Consider the following 22002-nt stretch of genomic DNA (forward strand, 5'->3'; position numbering starts at 1 on the left):
GGATGGCTTAACCTGAATATGCTTAACGCCCAATACGAAGCAAAACTGGGCGGTAACAATGGTTGAAACCGCCGTATACGGACCCGTACGTACGGTGGTGTGAGAGGGGAACCACCCCTACTCGATTCAGGGCCAGTCATCCCGGTCACTGGCCGGACTGGTCCTTTAGCTGACCGGCCATGGCAGTGCCCTGGCTTTATGCCCTGAGCACATCCCGGGCGGCGGGCCAGCAGGGGGCCCGGCGGGGCCTTTATTCGCGGGATCTCCATTTTTCGGGCCCAAAAAATGGTATGATATTGGGCGCTTGTCTGGCCATTAATTCAAGTATTGCCCCGACAGGCCTATCGCACCCGGCAGTGGCACTGACCTGAGGGTCACAAAAGACAGGGACAGTCATGTTTCCTGCTGACCGCCGGTGGTGACGTACCTGATATGTTCAGGCACCGTCATCAGGCAACACCAGGTTGCCCACCCGCAGCAGCTTTCATGCAGCCGTTTCAACAGGCGCAGTCTGCTGGCAGTATGCAGCACTCTCACGCAGAAACCGGCACGGACTGGACTTGTCTGACGGGGAGATCACTGGTGTATAGCGCCAGCTGTCTGATGGATTTGATGACTAACAAGGTGGATTCAAGTGACATCTAGTAACGAGAACAATGAAAAGAAGACCTTAAACGTTGAAGAGATCATGGAGCTCTTACCACATCGTTATCCTTTCTTAATGATTGACAAGGTCGTCGACTACTCCATTACTGAGGAGCACAAGACCTTAAAGGCCATCAAGAATGTCACTTTCAATGAGCCTTACTTCCAGGGACACTTCCCTGGCAAGCCAATTTTTCCAGGCGTGCTGATTCTCGAAGCCATGGCTCAGGCCACCGGCGTTCTTGCTTTCACCATGGTGGGCAAGCCGGAGCCAGGTGAGCTTTACTACTTTGCCAGCGTTGATAACGCCCGCTTCAGAAGACCTGTAGTTCCTGGTGATCAGCTGGTTCTGGACGTTGAGTTCTTCAAGGAAAAGCGCGGCATTGCCAGCTTCAAGGGTGTAGCCACAGTAGACGGAGAGGTTGTCTGCTCTGCTGATTTAATGTGTGCCAAGGTACGCAGCTAGGCTAAACCTGATCTGCATTCCCTCCCGGAGCTCAGGTGCCATACTGACATCTGGTCAGGGGCTTTGAGTACAGGCAGCTGCTTTTGCCCGTCCTGCCCCTTGCCATAATGATGTTCAGGCAGCCATTGAGCGGTGCTTTGCGTTTGACTGGCCCCCTGTCTCCGGTCTTTGCTGTTAAGGGAATGCTGATATTAGTACCTGCATCTGCGGGATCGCGCATTTAAGAGAGGATGTCTCCATGGCTCAAAACGAAGCTGCAGGCTCTCCAAAGAGCGAGGGCTTAACCGGTACCAATGCCTACCCGCTGGTTCATACCCATGAGGGCCAGCCTCAGATTGCCGGGTCTGCTCAGATAGCAGACAGTGCCCTTATCCGGGGCAAGGCTGTTATCGGCGAGAATGTGGTCATAAAGGATCACGTCATTATCGAGGGTGAGGTAACCATCGGTGATGGCTGTGTTATCGAGCCTTTCTGTGTTTTCCGTGGTCCAAGTGTCATAGGCTGCAACAATCACTTCTTCCAGTTCTGCTCCATTGGCGAGGCCTGCCAGGATCTCAAGTACAAGGGTGAAGCCACTACTTTGACCATTGGCGATAACAACACCTTCCGTGAGCACTGCACCGTACATCGCGGTACTGTTCAGGGACTCAATGAGACCCGCGTTGGCAATGACAATCTCTTTATGGTCAATGCCCACGTAGCGCACGACTGCATAATTGGCAGCAACTGTATTTTTGCCAATAACGCCACTCTGGCAGGTCACGTGGAGATTGGCGATTACGTAATCTTTGGCGGTCTTTCTGCCATTCACCAGTTTGGCCGAGTAGGCTCCCACGCCTTTGTTGGCGGTATGGCTGCCCTCAACATGGACGTTCCTCCTTACGTCATGGCAGCCGGTCACTATGCCCGTGCCCGTGGTATCAACTCTGTAGGTCTGGCCCGCCGTGGCTTCTCAAGCTCTGCCATTGCAGCCATCAAGAAGGCCTATATGACCATTTACCACAAGCATCTGACCATTGAAGAAGCCATTCCTGTGCTTGAGGAAATTGCAGCTGCTGAAAGCGCCGTACAGCCACTGCTGGATTTCGTAAAGAAAAACGGTCGCGGCATCGTCCGCTAGCCATTCAGTCCAGCTGGTGCTCAAGAAGGCTCCAGTCTCTCAGAGGCAGCTTGCCCTGTGGCTGGAGCCTTTTCGTTTTCCGCTCCTTTATGCGGCCCCAGCCCGCTCTGCGGGCCGGCGCGGCTGCAGGGAGTCTCCTGGCTCTGCCTTAATGACCGGGTCCCCAGGATGGGCCAGGTTAAAACACTTTAGCCACTGTCCTTTACTTATAAATTCGATTTCATGCGTCTTAGCATCTTTCCTGGCCACTGAGTTTCACCTCACTCATGTCAGGAACCCGGTCAGCTGCCGCTTCTGCGCAGCCGGGCAGCGTTGCGCCCGTGCAGGAGCCTGCTGCAAGGCTGTCCCCGCGCATGCTGCGCCAGAACAGCCCAGGCAAATGAGCGGTCCGACCAGCATCCTGGATGCATGCCGTGAGCTGCGGCCCGGCAGCGGCCAGGCTGCAGCCCGGCTCGGGCCAGGTCCAGCCAGGGCCACGGCCGTCCGGCCAGGTTCAGCCAGGGGTACGTACGTCCGAGGCCAGGTCCAGCCAGGGCCACGGCCGGCAAGGGGCCGGACCCGGGTCCATTATTCCAGGCCAGGACTAAGCAATCCAGGTTAGTATTTGCCAGACTGTACGTGTACTGAGCGTGACTGCGCACTAGTGCGCTTTTTTCGATAGGATTCCCTTTAATGTCTGACTCAAATTTCAATCCCCACCTGTATGCCATTATCGCCGGTGAAGTATCTGGTGATACCCTGGGTGCGGGCTTGATGAAGGCCATTTTGCGCCACGATCCCAAGGCCAGATTTATCGGCATTGGCGGTGAGAAGATGGCGCAGTGCGGCATGAAGTCCGCTTTTGACATGAAGGAACTGTCGGTCATGGGCATTTTTGAAGTAGCTGCCCGTGCTGTGCCTATTTTAAAAATCCGCTCTGCCATTACCCGCATGCTCATCAAAGAGCGTCCCTGCGTCATGGTGGGTATTGATGCCCCTGACTTCAATCTTTACGTTGAGGCAAAGCTCAAGAAAGCCGGCATCCGCACCATTCATTATGTCAGCCCTTCAGTATGGGCCTGGCGTGAAAAGCGTATAGTCAAAATCAAGGCCGCCTGTGAAGAAGTGCTGGCCCTCCTGCCTTTTGAAAAAGAATTCTATGATCGCCATGACATGCCCTGCACCTATGTAGGACATACTCTGGCCAATTCCATTCCTGTTGATATCGATCAGGCTACCGCCCGTGAGCGCTGCTCTTTGTACAAGAACTGTGTCGACGGAGTCAGTGCCCGCGTACTGGCCATTCTGCCAGGCTCACGCAGGGGCATTATTACCCGCATGCTGCCAATCTATGCCCGTACCGCAGCCATGCTCCACGAAAAGATGAAGGACATTACCTTCATTACCGTAGCCCCGGATCGTCAAATCGCTCTGCTCATCAAGGACATCTGGCTCGAAAACTGTCCTAATCTGTCCCTTACCGTCTTTGTAGGCAATACCCAGGATGTGATTGCCTCGGCCGATGCCGCCCTTTTAACCTGCGGCACCATTGCCTTTGAGGCCATGCTCCTCAAGTGCCCAATGGTAGTGGCCTACCGTGTATCAGCTCTGACTGCCGCCATTGCCCGTGGCATGCTCAAGGTAAGCATGTACTCTCTGCCAAATCTGCTGGCCAAAAGAGAGATAGTCAAGGAGATGATTCAGGAAGACTGCACTCCTATCAAGCTTACCCATGAGTGCATACGTCTGCTGACCTCTGACAATGTGCTGATGAAAAAGGAATTTACAGCACTTCATGAGAGCATTCGCGTCAACACCGATGAGCTGGCCGCCCGTGCCGTAATCCGCGTTGCTACCCGCGACCGCGAAACCCTGGCTCTGGCCCTCAAGAAAACCGATACCGCGCTTACAGCCAAAGAGCCTGAACTTGAAACTCTGGCCCTTACCAATTCAGCTATCCGCCTGCCATCCCCTGACAAAAAGGACGATGCATCCACAGGCGCGGCTGCTTCTTCCGGCACCGCCGCAGCATCTCCTGATGCAGCCGGCAACGCAGGCGCCTCCGGCACCACCGTCGCGACCGGCGCCTCCGGCGGCGATGCCAAAAGCTCTGCGATCGTCGCAGCAGCTACAGGCACAGCCTCAGTGGTATCAGGAACCATTTATGGCCATGGAGACGAAGAGCGCTTCCTGACCATGACTGCTCCTGTAATCGCCATTGCATCTGGCTCATCTGTACCGGTGTCCCTTACCGATGCCGCAGCTGATGCTGCCCGCTCACAGTCAGAAGCACAATCAGCCTCATCTTCGGCATCAGGCAGCTCCGCTGCCTCGAGCTCTGATGAGGACGAGCAGCAGGCCAGCTCAGGAAGTGCAACAGCTGATGATGCAGCTTCAGGCAAGGGCAAGAAGAACAGGCGCAAAAAACGCAAGGGCAAGGACAGCAAAGCCGAGCCTGACTCAGGCAGTACATCTGACTCCGCCAGCGCATCTGACTCGGCCAGCACTGCTGCCGCCGCCAGCGCATCTGACTCGGCCAGCACTGCTGCCGCAGTCAGCTCCGCTGCCTCCGCCAGCACTGAGGCTGTGGCATTAGACAATCAGGCCGCTGTTCCAGATGCGTCTGCTGAGGCCGCCCCTGCCGCAGCTGCCAGCGGTGCAGCAGCTGATGCCGCCCCGGCTCAGGCCGAGGGGCCGTCAAAGGGCGCACAGTTAGCTCAGGGACTGGCTGGCATTGCTTCGAGCGTGGCCGGTGGGGTATCCAGTGCCGGTCAGTCTTTCATGGGTTCACTGCGTTCCTTTGCCAAAACCATGCGTGAGCGCAAGGCTGAGCGCGATGTGATTAAGGCTGAGCGAGCTGCTGAAAAGGCTCGTCTGGCCGCTGAGAAAAAAGCACGTGAAGCAGCCGAAGCTGCAGCCCGTGCTGAGGCAGAGGCTGAGGCTGCTGCCCTCGCTGCCGCCGCTGCCCGTGAAAGTGCCGCCGCCGTTGCCACAGCTCAAACCGGTTCAGCCGGTGCCGGCAGTGTCCAGATTACCGATATTTCAGCAAGTTCAGTAAAGGCCAGTGTTGCAGACGCCGCCAGCAGCAAGCTTGAAATCAGCTCTTCTGATGGCTCTGACCACAAGTCAGCATCAGCCACCGCAGGCGTCCCTGCATCAGCTACCGCAGACGCTTCTGCATCAGCTGCAGCCACATCGGCCACTGATGCTGCAACTTCAGCCTCATCAGGCTCACGTGGCAGCGATGCCTCAGGCTATCGTGACTTCCTTGACCGTACCCGCACTGCCAGTGTGGATCATAAGGACAGCAAGAGCCTGAGCAGCGCTCACAAGACTGATATTTCTGACGTTGCCCGTGGCTATGACAGCAAGGACAGCTCCGGGTCAGGCAAGTCTCTGTTCAGAACCACTGCCAAGAGCGCAGAAAGCTCACTGCGCAGCAGCCGCGACAGCGAGAGCTCCCGTGACAGCCGTGACAGCGAGAGCTCCCGTAACAGCCGCGACAGCGAGAGCTCCCGTAACAGCCGTGACGCACGCGACAGCTCCCGCAGCAGCCGCGACAGTCGCAGCTCACGTGACAGTGAGCGCAGCAGCCGCACTGAGGATCGCAAAGAGCGCAGCAGTCGCAGTGATCTGTCATCCCGTCGCAGCTCCTCTGGTGATGACTACACCCGCACCAGCTTCTACGACAGCCGTGACATCATCAAGAGCAGCGGCTATGACAACAGCATTTCCGGCTCTTACTCAAGCACAGCCGGCAGCAGCATCAGCAGCTCATTTTCGTCATCAGACAGCTCACTGGGCAGTTCTTACGGATCAGCCCGTGTCAGCTCTTATGACAATCGTGACGGATCTGGTGGTGCATGGACCAGCCGCGACAATTTCACTGACTCCATTACCGGAGGCGGCTCCTACAGCACCAGCAGCCTGACCCGTGACAGCGGCAGCCGCTCGGCCCGCGACTCACGTGATTCATCACGTCGCGACAGCACACGTGACAGTCGTGACTCCGGTCGTTCCTGGGAGAGCCGCTCTTCGCGCGACAGCCGTGATACCCGTGACAGCCGCAGCTCCAGTCGCGACTCCAGCCGCGACTCCAGCCGCGATCGCGAACGTGAGCGCGACAGTCGCAGCAGCTCTCGCTCATGGGAGCGTGACTCCAGTCGTACGGACACTCGCAGCTCACGAGATCGTGACAGCCGCAGCACCACTGCAGGCAGCTCCTCCAGTTCCTGGCGCGACAGCTCCCTGACCCGCAGCTCCGGCAGCCGATCAGCACCAGGCAGTTATCAGGACCGCCAACTGACCCGCTCCACCAGCTCAAGGGACAGCAGTCGTGACTCTGACGAGCTGGGAGGACGCGGAGGTCGCCGTAAGAACTCCGATGTAATCAAGCGCATCACCGACCGCTAAATAAGGAGGGGCTGAATCACTGCCGTGGTTCAGCCCCTTTGCACTTCATAACCGCCACCAGGACCCCAGGCTATTGCCATGGTCCAGGGCCATTGCCTGGCCCTGAACCTGCCCATGATCCTGGCCTGCCCAATGATTATGGTCGGGCTGCATGATACTGAGCAGGCCCGTATGGGCCAGTCACTTGTGGTCTGGCCATGTTGTCAGATTAGGGGCATATGGGATAATGGGGCTTTGAATATCAGCCGCCCGCCAGTGCATGATGCAGCACTGCATCAGCTGGTTATACTGCCAGGCGGCGGGGCGGCGTCAGTCATTATTGATTTATTATCAGGAGCACAACATGGCCAGAAGCAAACGTGATCGCAGTGATGAGTTTGATGCCTCCATGGGAGACCTGCTGGCTAATGCCTCAGTAGATGCTGATGTTGACAGCAAAGCAGACGCGGCTCAGTCCAGTGCCCAGGCTGGCGGGGCTGCAAAGGCTGGCAGGGCTGCAGCTCCGGCAGCCGGAGGTTCAGGCAGGGGCCGCAAGAAGGTGGTGGTGCCTGATGAGCCTTTTGTCTATCCGGTAGATCCTCGTCACTGCCTGGTGTGCGGCGTGGATGAGGCCGGTCGTGGCCCTCTGATGGGAGATGTAGTTGCTGCCTGCGTGATTCTTGACCACAACAATATGATTGAGGGTCTCAATGACAGTAAGAAGCTTACTGAAAAGGCCCGTGATGCTCTGGCTCCTGTAATCAAAGAGCAGGCTGTTGCCTGGGGTATTGGCAGGGCCTCACCTCAGGAAATTGATGAGCTCAATATCCTGAATGCCACCTTCCTTGCCATGCGCCGTGCCTATGATGCCATGGCCCGCAGCTGCAATCTGGTGCTGGTAGACGGCAACCGTGTGCCTGCCACCATAAGCTCCCTTGGGGTAATGGTAGAGACAGTGGTCAAGGGGGACTCCAGGGTGCCTGAAATCTCCGCCGCTTCAATTCTTGCCAAGACCGCACGCGATGCCGATCTCTATGAGCTCGACAAAATCTATCCTGAGTACGGCTTTGCCGCCCACAAAGGCTATCCAACCAAAGCCCATCTGGAGATTCTGGCTACTCTGCCAATACTGGACTGCTACCGCCGCAGCTATGGCCCGGTAGCCAGACTGCTGGCCGAGCGCGGCCAGTCATAGCGGCCTCGGCAGACGAAGGCCACCCATCATAGGCCGCCACGACCGCCAGGTCGAAGGCGCCCAGCAGAGGCCGCCATGGCCGCTGTGCGGTTGCGCAGCTGCCTGCGCGCAGTTCCGTTGCAGAGGGATTGGGCTGTATGACAGGCTGGCATGGTAGGAGGATAGCCCTGCATGCCGCGATGCGGCGCCCCTCAGGGCGCAAGGGGTGTAAACAGGGGATTTTTCAGGTAAAAGTGCTTACGGGAGTGCGGCTTTTTCTGGATTTAACAGGCGTTTTCTAGTAAAGTAGTCAAGTTTTTCGGGTGCTTTTTGCTGCCCGTACTGTCAACGCTGTTTCGTCTGAGCGCTTTGCCTGAAAGCATGGGCTCTAACGGCAGGGCGCTGCAATAGCGCCGCTGACAGATCAGGTTTTGATGCTGCGTAATGACTGAGCACTGCACAGCCTACCGGAGCCGTCTGAACAGACTTCCGACTGAGTATTACCGTAAGGCAGCTGCCAGGGCGCAAATCAATATTTTCTGAAACTAGAAGGGAGAGGATTGTCCCGTCCCCGCTGCAGTAACTGCCTGCAGGCAGATAACTGAACAATGTACGCTGTACTGAGCTGTCATTTGATGTCAGACGATCAGCTGTTGTACAGGGCGCCGGAGCGACAGGCTGGTCTGATATTTTGTTATGAATATTAACTATCTAGATTTTGAACAGCCAATTGCGGATCTGCTTGCTCATATTGAGGAGCTCAAGAGATTAAGCACCACTGTTGGTAACGACGTTGATTTGTCCAAAGAGTTAAAGCAGCTGGAAAAGAAGAATGTTGAGCTGACCAGAAAGCTCTATTCTTCCCTGAGCGACTGGCAGATTTCCCAGCTGTCCCGTCATCCAATGCGTCCATACACCATGGACTACGTAAAGCGTATCTTTACCGACTTCCAGGAGCTGGCAGGTGACCGCGCCTTTGCCGATGACAAGGCTATTATCGGCGGTATGGCCCGCCTTGAGGGTATGCCGGTAATGATTATTGGCCACCAGAAGGGCCGTGACACCAAGGAGCGCACCATGCGCAACTTCGGCATGCCTCGTCCTGAGGGCTACCGCAAGGCCATGCGTCTGATGCGTCTTGCCGAGCGCTTCCACATTCCTGTACTGACCTTTATCGACACTCCTGGTGCCTATCCAGGTGTTGGTGCTGAAGAGCGCTCCCAGGCCGGTGCCATTGCCGAAAGCCTCAAGATGATGAGTGACCTCAAGGTTCCTGTTATCTGCACCGTAATCGGTGAGGGCGGTTCCGGTGGTGCTCTGGCTATTGGCGTAGGTGACCGCGTCAACATGCTCCAGTACTCCACCTACTCAGTTATCTCCCCTGAGGGCTGTGCCTCCATCTTATGGAAGAGCGCCGAAAAGGCTCCTCTGGCAGCTGAGGCCATGAATATCACCGCCAACAAGGTCAAGTCCCTGGGGCTTATCGACGAAATCGTTCCAGAGCCTCTGGGCGGTGCTCACCGTGATTACGATCAGATGGCAGAAAACCTCAAGAGCTGCATTCTGCGTGAGCTTGAGTCCATCAAGTCTGTATCCATAGAAGAGTGCATGACCAATCGCTTTGACCGTCTGATGAGCTTCGGTTACTGCTAACGGACAGTGCTGCAGGAGCGGCACCTGTCTTACGGCCCAGCCCTGACGGGCATCAGGCCAGCCCCGCGCCCACCCACGAAACCATCGTGGCGTGGGCGCATTGCTTTGTACCCAGCGCCTTTCAGGAGGCTGACATGAAAGATTACGATCGCACCACCTGCCCTGCAGGCTCCAGCACCATTGCCGCCGGCAGCTGCTGCCATGCAGATAAAGCATCTGCAGGGCCGCAGCAGCCGCAGCCGCACCAGGTGCTGCAGCCGCACCTGATGCCGCAGCAACATCAGCTGCAGGCAGTGGGCGACGCCGCCCACTGCGCTCAGCATGGGGACCTCAAAAAGCAGCTGGTGCTGGCGGGCATGGCCTTTGATGAGGCTTTGCAGCGCTTTCGTGGCTTCATGCAGCGCGTGCAGCCATGCCGCTCATCGGCACGCAGTGTGGAGCACACAGGAGCTGCAGGCTACGCCATTATGGGTAATGCCCCTGAGCAGAAAGACCAGGGCATTGCAGCGCTGCGTACTGTAAGGGGGAACAGCCGCCTTGATAAGCTCAGTACCGAGGTGATCGAATGTCTTTGCAACCTCGTCCATGCACGTCTGGCTCTGTTTAATTATGAGCATGGCAGTGACTACCGTGGTCTGGTGACCGGCATGTCAGGAGGTGCCGATTCTACTCTGGCTCTGGTGCTGGCCTGTGCCCTAAGGGACCGCTTTGGTTATGAGGCTCTGGCCGTTCACTGTATCCACAGACTCGATCCTGATGACGATATCTGGCTTACCAACAATATCCGTCTGTGTGAGCGTCTGCAGGTACAAATGGTCACCCCCGTACTGGATATTGTCTATGGAAATGGTGTCTCTCCTGAAGACAGTTCCCGTGCTGAGCGCTATCGGGCATTACTTGAAAACACCCGCAGGGGCGTGGACTGTCTGGTGCTGGGCCATCAGGCTGACGATCAGGTAGAGAGCTTCATGCTGGCCCTTAAGCGTGGATCAGGACCCCATGGACTCAGAGGCATGCGTTTTCTGATTCACGATGAGCGCGGCGTCATCTTAAGACCACTGCTTGACCTGCATAAGATAGAGGTAGAGCAGCTGCTGGTCTCGTCTGGTTATGAGTATGTCTTTGACCTGTCCAATAACTATCTGAAGTTTGAGCGCAATTTTATGCGCCTTAAGGTATTGCCAAAGCTGCGTGAGCGCTTTGTTGGCATTGACCGCTCAATACTGCGCTCTCAGGCTATCTGTGCAGCCGAGCATGATATGGCTGAGCGCTTTACCGCAGCCATGCTGCCGTGCTACCTGCAGCTGCGCCAGGGCATCAGCAATATCCCTGACAGTCAGGGCCTGGTCTTTAACTTCGAGCGCCTGGACCTTTCCGATCGCAATCTGACCATGATGCTGCTGCGTGCCTTCTTTGCCCGGGTAATCCACCGGGGCGTGGACTTCAACGTCATAGAGCGCTCCATGGAGCTCATGGTCAAAGACCATGACCGCAATGGCCTCATCGAGCTCCACCTGCCTCCGACAGCCCTGCTGCCTGTCACCGCCATCCCGGGCACAGCCGACGGCAGCAGCACCACCGGCGCTGCATCCGGTGCTGTCACCGGCTCCACCATCAGCACCGGCGCCGACGGCTGTGGCATCATCAGCCCGGCTGCGACAGCCCCTGGTGACTGCCTGACTGACGGCCTTGCAGACGAGGACGAAACTTACGCTCCTGGCTGCGGCGCAGCGGCAGCCGACGTTTCAGCTGAGGCTGCACTGTCTGGCAGCCTGTGCGTATCGACCTTTTTGAACCTGCTGTGCGTATACATCAAGGACAGCTCTCAGACCATGGAGTCTCTTACCGGTCAGCATGTACTCAGAGCAGGTGAGAGTCTGACTGCAGGGGCATACAGCTACAGCCTGGTAAGAGCAGAGGGTACAGCCCTGCAGTGCAGGGACAGCTCTTCACGCACCGACAGCCATGGTGGCGCTGTCTTTACGCTCCAGGCTGGTCATCATGGTAATTTTGAGGTGGTGCTGGACTTTGATGCCCCTGGCTCCCTGCGCCTCAAGCCAGTAAGCCGCCGTCATTCGCGTGAGCTCAAAAAGCTCTTTATCGAGCACGGCATTGCCCCATGGCAGCGTGCCTGTCAGCCTCTGGTAAAGGACAGCAGTGGTGTCGTACTTGCTGTGGGCAATGTCTTTGCCTGCAGTCCAGCTCAGTGCGATCCTGACTCAAGCTCCTCTGAAAACGCCAGCACCTCACCACTGCAGTGGCGCCTTGAGATAACTCGCAAACTCTAAGCTGCATGAGGCAAATGGCGGTACCGTTGACAGATGGACAGTACTCGCAGCATTAGCCTGTGTCGCAGCTGACATGGCGCTGCTGACATGGTGCAGATGGGAGCTGGGTATTTAAAATTTCATCTCGTTTATGGTGTTGAAAACTGGTGGTTGCCGGCTGCGGCTTCGGCTGCTGCAGCAGATGAATCATGGAAACAGGCTGTTTGCGGCGGTGCTGTCAGGCTGGTGCGGCGCTAAGTTCAGGGAGTTGTTTTGTGGAGAAAATGGTTTTGCTCTGAGGGGCTGTCGGTGCAGGGCCTATAAGCCATACGGCCAGAGGGGCGCTGTGCGCAGGGGCCGTGGCATTTTCGTGGCTGTAAGGGGCTGCTCTGATAGAAGACGGGCTCAGGGGATAGTAGCAGGCTTGCGCAGGCGGGGAAAATAAAGACGGCCTGACAGGGATGGGTCAGGCCGTCATATGTGGGATAGTATGAAAACTTGTTTAGGGATGCCCACCAGCTTCTTATGATGGGGTTGTTCGCTTTCTGTATTATTAGAGTTCCTTAGCCTTAAATAGTTCCACAGGCCTGAAAAAAAATTATAACTTTTTGCTCAAAATGTAAAACGTACGTTCCAGATGGCTTGTTCACGCCATTTGTGCGGCTGTTGCACCCACTTTCCACCGGTGACTTAAGTATTAAGTCGGGGGTTGTGCTGGCCCCCAGGACGGCAGCTGCGCCCAATGCTCCACACCTGAAAACTCAAATGACAGGCTCAGAGCTGATGCTGATGCCCGGGCCTGGATGACAGGGCCTGTCAGGGCCGCAAGGCGGGATGGCGACGCAGCGCCCTGGCATTGCCGTCCCGTCCTGGCGCCGTGGCGGCGTACGGGACGGGCGACAGGGCTGTCAAACTGGCAGGATGAATGTGTGCACGACATTTGCAGTGAATATCTGGATTAAGGTGCAACTGCCTGTTTAAAGCCCATTTGAGCGCTGCAGCTGCAATAAAATTGACGGTTTAAGGACAAGGCTTGTGCCCGGTTTCTTACAGGGCATGTTAAATGGTCATGATTACCAGCGGGTAAATGGTATTTTGTCTGAGTCAGGGGTGCAGGTCCAACATATGCTGCCTGTGGTTTTTATCGCTCAGAAGGCCTTCTGACGGCCCGCAATGCCTTGTCACCAAATTAACTTATCCATTGCGCCCTGTGACTGTGGTTATTGCAGCAGGGTCGTGCTTATGGACTATACAGGGAAAATGCTTATGGCTCTGTCTGTAAAGTTTGCCTCTTTAACCACTGCAGCCGTGGCTGTAGCCGCAGCTCTGTCAGGATGTAACAGCACTGAAAGTGCAGTCGAGCAGGGCATGTCCAATCTGCAGACAAATGCCGCTATTGAAAGCCGCCTTATCAGCGATTATGAGCTGATTAAGACTGTCTCCTCACAGATTGATCAGAGCAATATTTACGATGAGCGCATGCAGCCACGTAATTACAAGCAGGCCTGTCTGCTGCCATTTATGGTTGCTGACAGCGAAAACTCAGCTCTGTACTGGGACGGTAACTGCTCCAAAGGCCGTGCTGTTGGTCTGGGACGTGTTGTCCGTACTGTCGGTGACAAGAAGGTTTCCGAGCACCTGGTAGAGATTGACCCTAAGGTAAAGGACACCCTGGTAAGCTATCTGCGTTTTGACACCGGCCGCAGCGAAAGCGAAATCGGCTACTCCATCATTTCCCTCAAGGACGGTCGTCTCAACGGCTACAGCGCCACCCTGGGCTATAACGATCAGGACTGGCTCAATGGCAATTATGAGTTCAGCTACCGTTTTGAGGATACTCCTAACTTTGTCAGCTATACCCGCATTGTTGACATGCTCTCAGGCGAGTACTCCTCCATCATTGCCTATCCAAACTACAGCCACGATCTGCTCAATGCCAGTGACAATGTGCTGAGCAGCATCTACCGCACCTACCGCCTGCTCGAGGGACGTACCATGATTGGTATTTCCTACATCTGGCTCAAGGACGGTCAGCTGGTTATCAAGGACAATGCCAGCGGTCAGGACCGTCTTGCCTCCAATCACCCTCAGGAGCTTGAGGACTTTGTCCAGGATATTCAGAACAAGGTAACCTCCCGCGTTGACACTGTGACTGATGAAATTGACCGTGGCTTTGCCAAGGTAGAGCAGTACGCCCTGGCCCGCTGCAAGCGCCCTGTTGCTTTCTTCAAGGGTGATGAGGTAAATCAGGTATGTGACTATCTGTTCAACCTCAATGCCGCTTACGAGCAGCTTATTGAAGCCAAGGAAATGCGCAGCCACCAGATCGACTCTTTCCGTCAGAATCAGGAGCAGCGCCTGCAGGAAATCAACCGTCACCTGCGTGGCCTCAATCACATCAAGCTCTCCAGCCCAAAGGGTAAATAAGAACATCCCTTGAGCATGTCTGCAGTTTGCAGGCAGCTCCGGCACAGGACCATAAACCCAGTGCCAGCAGACAATAAAGGCCGCATTTGCGGCCTTTATTGTCTTGCCAGCAGCTCAGGCGCCTGCAACAGGCCCGTAGCTGATAGGATGGCGGACATGTGGCGCCGGTACTGGGTATTTTGCCCTTGCGCCTGAAAGGGGCTCAGGCCTCTTGCCTGCAGTCCGTGGCCTGTGGGCCATGGGCTGCAGGTGGGGTGCGCGGCTACAATGCGTCATTTCAGGGGCGGTAGCGGTGTTTTATGGAAAATGAGCTTCATAATTCAGGGCTCATAATTTGTCTATTACCGGTTAAAACCTGATAAAATGCGGGCGCACAGCAAAGGTTGTGTCCTGTTCTTTTCTCATGTCGCAAGCGGCATTTCAAAACGGAAAATCATGTCATGCTTGAGCCTATAAGCCCCAATAATCCAATAGCCAGATTTTTCAATGCTGTACCATTTATCATGCAGGTCATTATCGGCCTGGTGATTGGTGTAGTGATTGCCCTTATCTATCCTGAAGACAGCACCGTGCTGCCAGCCATGGGTAATCTCTTCGTGTCAGCTCTGAAGGCCATTGCTCCGCTGCTGGTTTTTGTGCTGGTTTCTTCAGCCATTGCCAGACATAACAAAGGCACAAAGACCAATATGAAGCCGGTAATCGTGGTCTACTTTGTTTCCATGATTTTCGCCTCCATACTGGCTCTTTCCATGAGCTATATCTTCCCTGTAACTTTCCCGGCTCTTGCTGATGCCGCTCAGGATATCACCCCTCCACAGGGTATTGCCGAGGTGCTGCTCAACTTCGTTATGCAGGCTGTGGAAAATCCTGTTACCGCTCTGATGAAGGGTAACTACGTAGCCATTCTGGTCTGGGGTATTACCTTTGGTCTGATGTTCCGTGTAGCTCACGAGCCTACCAAGCTGGTACTTGATGACCTTGCTCAGACTGTAGCCGGTGTAGTACGTATTGTCATCCGTTTTGCTCCACTGGGTGTTATGGGTCTGGTATACAGCTCCTGTACTCAGCCTGGCGGCTTTTCCAACCTCATCAACTATGTTCAGGTAGTGCTGGTGCTGGTAGCCACCATGCTGCTGATTGCCTTCGTGCTCAATCCGCTGGTTGCTTTCATTATCTGCCGTAAGAATCCATATCCTCTGGTCTTCAAGTCCATTACCCAGAGCGCTGTGACCGCATTCTTTACCCGCTCTTCAGCTGCCAACATTCCTATGAACCTGGCTCTGTGTGAGCGTCTGCACCTGCCAAAGGACACTTACTCCATATCCATTCCTTTAGGCTGTACCATCAACATGTCAGGTGCTGCCGTAACCATCGTTATCATGACCATGGCTGCTGTACGTACCCTGGGTATTGAGGTGGACTTTGCCTCAGCTCTGCTCATGTGTATCGCTGCCGTTCTGTGTGCCTGTGGCACCTCCGGTATCGCCGGCGGCTCCCTGATGCTCATTCCTCTGGCCTGCTCCATCTTCGGTATCAGCAATGACATCGCCATGCAGGTTGTAGGTATCGGCTTTATCATCGGCGTAGTCCAGGACTCCACCGAGACCGCCCTAAACTCCTCATCTGACGTGGTCTTCACCGCTGTAGCCTGCCGCCAGATTGAAATCCCTGAGGATTTCGACCGTGACCTGCAGGTACACGAAACCAAAGAGTCCTGATAACCACAGGGAACCTGAAACAGGCGACCATCCTGCCAGCTGCCTGACAAGGCAGCTGTGAGGCCCTGAGCCATGTGCCCTGGCAAAGTGCCAGTGCCCTAAGCCCAGGGTCCACGGTCATCCGGACTGTATGCTTCTGCCTGTATCCCTCAGCCCTCCGGACTGTAAGCCTGGAACCATGAAAAAAGCCCCGCATCCTGTTTAAGATGCGGGGCTTTTTTGCGTCTGCAGTTCAGATGCTGCAGGTCAGGCAAAGATACGGCCGGTCGTGCCGGCCGGGCTGTTACTCAGCCTTATCTTCGGCCTTATCTTCGGCTGGGGCTTTTTCCTTGTCGTCAGCCTTTTCTTCTTCGTCATCTTCCTCGACATAGTCAGGGAGAGGATCCTGAATCTCAAAGCGCTTGCCCTCATGCTTTTCCATAAGTTCAAGCAGACGCTCACGAATGGCCTTCTTCTGATCCTTGTAGCGCTCAGCCTTGATGAGGTTGTTGGCCTCGCAGAAGTCGCTTACCAGATCGTAATAGAACTCATCGCGCCAGACATCGCTGGTGCAGCTCTCTTCACCCTTAACATCAGGGGCAAAGACTGCGTACATTTCATCATTGGTGCGGATAGCACGGCCGGTGCGGCTCTCACCAATCATGTAGTACAGAGCACGGCTGCTGTCAGCCTCAGGGGCAACAGTCAGCAGGTTCTCACCATTGAGGCTGTCACAGCAGGTGCAGCCGTCAGTCATGAGCAGACCAATGGTCTTTGCTACGGACTCGGTTGATACCAGAGCCTCAACTTCCCTGTGCTCCCTGACAGCTCCGCCGCCTATTACCAGAGGCACATGAGTGCTGCCCTTGTGGGAGGTGCGGCCGGCGTCATCAAAGCCGGTGGTGTTGTGGTTGGCAGAGCGGGCACCAAAGGTGTTGCCTGAGGTGGAGGTGAATACGATAAAGGTATTGTCGTACTGACCGCTTGACTTGAGCTGCTCGATGATGCGGCCCAGACCCTCGTCAACGCGGCGCAGCTGGCCCAGGTAACGTGGATAGTCAGTGCGGATATTGGAAGAGTAAAGCTGCACATCAAGAGGCAGGCGTGGGAAATAGTGTTCCTTTTCAAACTCTTCGTCTGCGCTTTCAAACTTGAAGATCTTCTCCATGGCAGCAAGACGCATGTGCTCGGTTACTTCCTGCTTCTTGGCAATGGCAGTAATCTCGTTCTTTTCGATGTATTCTTCGATGCTCTTTTCCAGCTCTTCACGGGAATCTTCAATCTGAGCCTCTACGTCTTCTCTGGTACGCTGGAAAGCTTCAGCCTGGAAAACAGTAAGGAAGAAAGGACGGGCAGCGTCATGCTGCTTTAAGAAATCAACAGCAAAGTCGCTTACGCACAGGCTGCGGTTGCCCTTGAACTCAACCTTGTTACCATTCTCGTCGTAAACATAGCCCTCATTGATGGACTTTGAGGTGGCAGTGATCTCATGGCTGCCACGCCAGAAGCCTTTGAAACCGCCACGCTGTTCAGCAGTAACCGGGCTGTCAGGAGCAATCTTGTCGTTGGCGCCCAGCTGCCAGTGACCGGTAAAGGCAGTCTCATAGCCCTGTTCTTCAGCAAGGTCAGCCAGGGTCTTTACTTCAGGGTTGAGCTGGGTGTGGCGCTTGAAGCAGCCGGTCTTTGTCATGTCCTGGCCGGTGAGCAGAGCGGCCTTCATGGCATTAGGGCAGGCCTGAGTGCTGTAGGCCTCTTTGAAAATAATACCCTGAGCAGCCATCTCATCCAGTACTGGAGTGGTCTCCAGAGTCTGGCCATAACAGCCGCAGGCATCGGCACGCTGCCTGTCAGTTACATAGAGAATAATGTTTGGTCTTGAAGTGTTTTTGGTATCCGACATGGGCAAATTCCTTGGGCGTCAACCTGAAATACAATAGATGATCTGCTGACAGTGCAGTATCAGGCCATATATATGGCAATTTTCTTGCCAGATTATAGTGTTTCAGGCCTGAAAAGGGCAAATAGATGCCTGTAAGCACTGTATTAATTGATACAGCCGTACCTGAGCCCGCCGGCATCAGCCCCGGCCATCAGCGCATCCATACTGCAAAGACCGCAAATGCCTGATAAGCAGGCCATGCTGATGGCTGTCCAGCCAGAGTCCAGGTCCTTGCCCATATCCTTGCCCATGGCCATGGACGATGGCCTGGCCCATGGCCATGACCTGCCGGTCAGAGCAAACCCCGGTACCTGCACCTGATATTATCTGCCCGCCCGGGTATTTACCTGCCGCCTTCTGCAGCCGGTGCAGAACCAGAGCACATGTCATGACATGGCCCGGGATCGGGCTGCCCTATGGATTGGGCTGCGCCATGGATCGGGCAGGCCATGGGATAAGGCCTGGCCAGGGGCCGCATGGCCCGTAGGCGGGCAGGGCCCCGGATCTTGCCGGGCCCGGCGTAGCGGAGGGCAGGCATAAAAAAACTGGCCACCTGAGGTACGTCACCCCAGGTGGCCAGTTTTTTTACCCTGCTTGCACAGGCTCTTTTGTAAAGCGGCTCTGCAAGCAGGACAAGGCAAAAGCCCCGCCGATATCAAGCAGGGCTGTTGCAGCAAAGGAGCCGGATTAAGCTAAAGACTTGATCTTGGCAGCAAGCTCGCTCTTGTGACGAGCGGCCTTGTTCTTGTGAATTAAACCCTTGCAAGCGGCGCGGTCTAATACTGGCTCAACTTCCTTAAAGGCGGCAACAGCGGCTTCCTTGTTCTTCTGAGCAACAGCGGCGAGAACCTTCTTAATTAAGGTACGCATCTTGGAACGGGCAGCAACATTGCGCTGACGGGACTTCTCGGTGAGAATAACGCGCTTCTTTGCAGACTTAATATTAGGCACAAATAGCTCCTGGTTTTTTCAAAGTACTTAGAAAGATTTAAGCCACGAAACTACCATATCACTTATCATACAGGCTGCCTGTGGCACTAAACGCGGTATTATATCAAAAGGGCAGGGAAAAAATCATAAATTGAGAGCTTTGCAACAAAAAAATTATTAAATCCCCATTATATGCAGTTTATCTGCATGTGAGCCCACAAAAATGCAGCCCCGTACAGCCCTTCACCACCTTCGCCCACCTTGATTTTTCTACAAAGATTTCCCTCATGCCCCGCAGCCTTTTTCCTGTATTGCAGACCCGGTTTTCGTGCTGGTGCGCATCCCGGTGACATGCCCTCATGGACCTTTGTCCTGGCAGGATACTGTCATGGTTAGTATCGAACTGCGGTGGTGATCCGCATAAGGTGGTGCAGCGCGTGTTTATCCTGGACTGCAGTGCGCGTATCCCGGGGGCGGCATGACCATGTTACCTGGAGCCGGTCATAACTGGCAGGGTTTGTGGGGGGCGGGCTGCCTTAATATAGAGGCTGTTTATCGTGGCTGTTCAGGGCTTATTTGATGCCAGGGAGCCTGGTGTACAGTTTTTTTAAGCGGGGTACATCCGGAGCATTTATCCGGGGATGCACCAGGGGATAACAGGGGCGCGGGTGGTCTGTGATGGTGCTGTAAAGGGCGCGGGAGCGTGCTGTAAATCAGGTTAAGGTACTGATGATGAGCTGTCAAAAGGGAGGCGGCTCAAATCTTGCTTTAAGGTCAGAACCGGTCGTAAAAGTCCAAAGGAGATGAATAAGTGAACGGTTTATCAACTCGTAAAAAATTACTGGGCCTGTGGGGCAGTGCCTTTTTAGGCCTCGGTATGCTCCTGACTGGATGTGGCGGTCCGTCACAGGATCAGATTGCAGCTGTGGCCGACAGTGGCGCCAGCGCCCAGGACCTGCAGATGACCGATGAGGAAATGCAGGAAGCCATCATCGCCCGTGCTGAAATGATCAAGACCGACTGTCGTGAGCGTGGCGGTAAGAGCTGTGAAGTTATGGCTCTTGAAGCTCTTGCAGACTATGAAAACAGCCGTGACTTCGGTGATCTCAAGAGTGCTATCTACCTTGCTGGACGTGCCTGTGGTGGCGAGCGTCGCTACTGTCTGGTCAAGGGTGACATGATGTACCGTGCATGGCAGGATGGTCTTGATATTGAGACCTGGCTGCCTGGCCGTTACATTCGCGAAGAGCTCGAGCAGGCCTATACCCTGGCTACTGAGGCAGGCGATCTGGCCATTGCTGCTGAGGCCTACCACAAGATGGGCATGGTAAACACAAAGTTCAAGCGCTTTAAGGAAGCCAAGCAGAACTTTGCCATGAGCTGCAAGATTGGCGGTGGTTCCTACTGCGTCAAGGGCGCTGAGGCCATGGCTGATGCCGGCTCCAAGGAAAGTGCTCTTGATTCTTACCGTAAGGCCTGTGAGTTTAACAACTCCTCTGCCTGTCTGCGTCTTGGCGACCGCCTGTATGAGCTCAAGAAGTACAAGGAAGGTGATGCTGCCTACTCCAAGGCCTGTGACCTCAATGACGGCGCTGCCTGTCAGGCTCTTGCTGACCGTTACACCCGTACCGGTAACAAGGAAGGTGCCCGTAAGGCCTATGCCCGTTCCTGTGAACTGGGCCACGAGAGCAGCTGCTTTGTCCTGGGCCGTGCTCAGGTACGCATGGGCAATCTGTCCGACTCTCTGACTTTCTTCAACAAGTCATGTGAATCCGGTAATCAGCTGGCCTGTCAGTTCATCGGTACTTACAGCTTCTACAAGGGCAAGCTCAATGAGGCTTATGGCACTCTGAGCAAGTCCTGTGAGCAGGGCAATTCTCAGGCCTGCTACCTGCAGGGTCTGGCCAACCAGAAGGGCTCTCAGAAGTTCTTCACCGATGCCTGTAACGCTGACCACAAGATGGCCTGTAACGCTCTGATTGCTTCCTATGGCAACCTGACCACAGGTGCATCTCTGGCCTATGCCCGTGCCTGTGACGGTGGCAGTGCTGATGCCTGTATGCAGCTTGCCAACAGCGCCATCAACAATGACGACATGGCTACTGCTCAGCAGGCCTATGATAAGGGCTGTAAGTTAAAGTCCCCTCTGGGCTGTGAGCGCCTTGCTGTCCTTGATATGCAAAATGGCCGTTACGACAACGCTATCAAGAACCACATCAAGGCATGCTCCATGAACTCTGGTACCTCCTGCACCCAGCTGGCTTTTGCCTACACTGAGGGCGTTGGTGTTCCAAAGAGCACAGCCAAGGCTCTGACCTACTTCCAGCGTGCCTGTAAGCTCGGCGTCAAGGATGCCTGCTACATAGTAGACGGCAAGCGCAAGTAGCATGCGCACTGGATCTCAGGGCCGCAGGCGCAGCATGCAGCCCTGAGTGCCGAACGAACCGGTAATCAAAAGGCCGGGTGAGCAAAAGCTCACCCGGCCTTTTCAATAGGTGGCTGCCAGGGCGCAGCGTGGGCGGCGGCGCTCCGGCCTCGTCCTCGGGGCTGCGCCATGGGCGCCGTGCGCCGGCCACGCCTGTGGAGCAGCGCCATGGGCGCCGTGCGCCGGCCGTGCCACCGGGACGGCCGGCTAAGGCAGGCCGTCGAGCAGGTTGAACAGGCGGTCGGCGGTGTCAGGGCCGGTGTTGCCGGTCTGATGGTGCTGGCGGCGGCCGGTGAAGCTGTTGCTCGAGACGCGCACGGTAAAGAGCATATGCTCTTTTAGCAGCTCCAGAGCATTGTTCTGAACTACATTGGCCACAAGACAGACTGTGAGGTCAGGATTGCGCGCTCTGAGAGCGTCAATCAGCCTTAGTATCGAGCGTCCGGTGTTGATGACGCTGTCAGCTATGACCGCAAAGTTGCCCGTAAACTCGGGCACTGGGTCGATTTCAGGCTTGAAAGGACAGAAGCACCCGCCAAAGCCCAGATACACTCCGGCACCAAAGAAGTAACCGCCGCGCTGCAGTACCAGCACCGGAGTTCTTTCGTGCGGCAACATTTTGCGCATCTGCTGGCCCATAATGCGGCCCAGGTTGAGATGAGCCTGAGCAAGGGCATGACCATTGATGCCAGAATCCGACTTGCAGATCATAGCCCGGCATTTAAGGATCGCCTTCTAGACATATATTTTTTTATCGATATGTTGTATCTATGATGCAATTAAAAAAATATTGATAATACTTTTCAACTGTCAAGTATCTATCTGAAAATTGACTATAAATAGAAATATATACATACATGGATAAAATTTGGCAAAAAAAATGCTGTA

12 protein-coding genes are annotated in these 22002 nt (G+C 55.2%); 9 read left to right on the top strand and 3 right to left on the bottom strand.

The window, feature by feature from the left end:
* The first annotated feature begins 634 nt into the window (after positions 1–634).
* From fabZ to sstT, 8 genes are all read left to right on the top strand, one after another.
* A complete protein-coding gene (fabZ, locus tag MXE41_RS12125) occupies positions 635–1111 on the top strand; it encodes a 3-hydroxyacyl-ACP dehydratase FabZ (RefSeq protein WP_348647438.1) in 477 nt (158 codons plus the stop codon).
* 238 nt (positions 1112–1349) lie between these two features.
* Positions 1350–2231 (top strand): acyl-ACP--UDP-N-acetylglucosamine O-acyltransferase, encoded by an 882-nt coding sequence (lpxA, locus tag MXE41_RS12130; RefSeq protein WP_246977672.1) that lies wholly within the window; start codon positions 1350–1352, stop codon positions 2229–2231.
* Positions 2232–2903: 672 nt separating this feature from the next.
* Complete coding sequence (gene lpxB, locus MXE41_RS12135; RefSeq protein ID WP_247100676.1) at positions 2904–6623, top strand: lipid-A-disaccharide synthase; 3720 nt, start codon at positions 2904–2906, stop codon at positions 6621–6623.
* Between the two features lie 544 nt (positions 6624–7167).
* Complete coding sequence (rnhB, locus tag MXE41_RS12140) at positions 7168–7797, top strand: ribonuclease HII (protein ID WP_247100684.1); 630 nt, start codon at positions 7168–7170, stop codon at positions 7795–7797.
* 675 nt (positions 7798–8472) lie between these two features.
* Positions 8473–9429 (top strand): acetyl-CoA carboxylase carboxyltransferase subunit alpha, encoded by a 957-nt coding sequence (locus tag MXE41_RS12145; RefSeq protein WP_247100678.1) that lies wholly within the window; start codon positions 8473–8475, stop codon positions 9427–9429.
* Between the two features lie 134 nt (positions 9430–9563).
* Positions 9564–11717: a tRNA lysidine(34) synthetase TilS gene (tilS, locus tag MXE41_RS12150; protein WP_247100679.1), complete on the top strand. Its 2154-nt coding sequence runs from the start codon at positions 9564–9566 to the stop codon at positions 11715–11717.
* A gap of 1245 nt (positions 11718–12962) precedes the next feature.
* Positions 12963–14123, top strand: a complete 1161-nt coding sequence (locus MXE41_RS12155; protein ID WP_246977677.1) for a hypothetical protein — start codon at positions 12963–12965, stop codon at positions 14121–14123.
* 452 nt (positions 14124–14575) lie between these two features.
* On the top strand, positions 14576–15841 hold the full coding sequence (gene sstT / locus MXE41_RS12160; protein ID WP_247100685.1) for a serine/threonine transporter SstT: 1266 nt from the start codon (positions 14576–14578) through the stop codon (positions 15839–15841).
* Between the two features lie 283 nt (positions 15842–16124).
* On the opposite strand, the gene MXE41_RS12165 is transcribed toward sstT, so the two are convergent.
* Both MXE41_RS12165 and rpsT read right to left on the bottom strand, forming a co-directional pair.
* Positions 16125–17720, bottom strand: a complete 1596-nt coding sequence (locus MXE41_RS12165; protein WP_247100680.1) for a sulfatase-like hydrolase/transferase — start codon at positions 17718–17720, stop codon at positions 16125–16127.
* A gap of 726 nt (positions 17721–18446) precedes the next feature.
* Positions 18447–18710, bottom strand: a complete 264-nt coding sequence (gene rpsT / locus MXE41_RS12170; RefSeq protein ID WP_246977679.1) for a 30S ribosomal protein S20 — start codon at positions 18708–18710, stop codon at positions 18447–18449.
* Positions 18711–19500: 790 nt separating this feature from the next.
* Here rpsT and MXE41_RS12175 point away from each other — a divergent pair.
* Positions 19501–21075, top strand: a complete 1575-nt coding sequence (locus tag MXE41_RS12175) for a tetratricopeptide repeat protein (protein WP_247100681.1) — start codon at positions 19501–19503, stop codon at positions 21073–21075.
* A 246-nt stretch (positions 21076–21321) separates the two neighbouring features.
* Here MXE41_RS12175 and MXE41_RS12180 read toward each other — a convergent pair whose 3' ends face one another.
* Positions 21322–21825 carry a phosphoribosyltransferase gene (locus tag MXE41_RS12180; protein WP_247100682.1) on the bottom strand — a complete coding sequence of 168 codons (504 nt, stop codon included), beginning with the start codon at positions 21823–21825 and terminating at the stop codon, positions 21322–21324.
* Positions 21826–22002 lie beyond the last annotated feature (177 nt).

The sequence above is a fragment of the Anaerobiospirillum sp. NML120449 genome (genome assembly GCF_023051105.1).
GTDB lineage: Bacteria > Pseudomonadota > Gammaproteobacteria > Enterobacterales > Succinivibrionaceae > Anaerobiospirillum.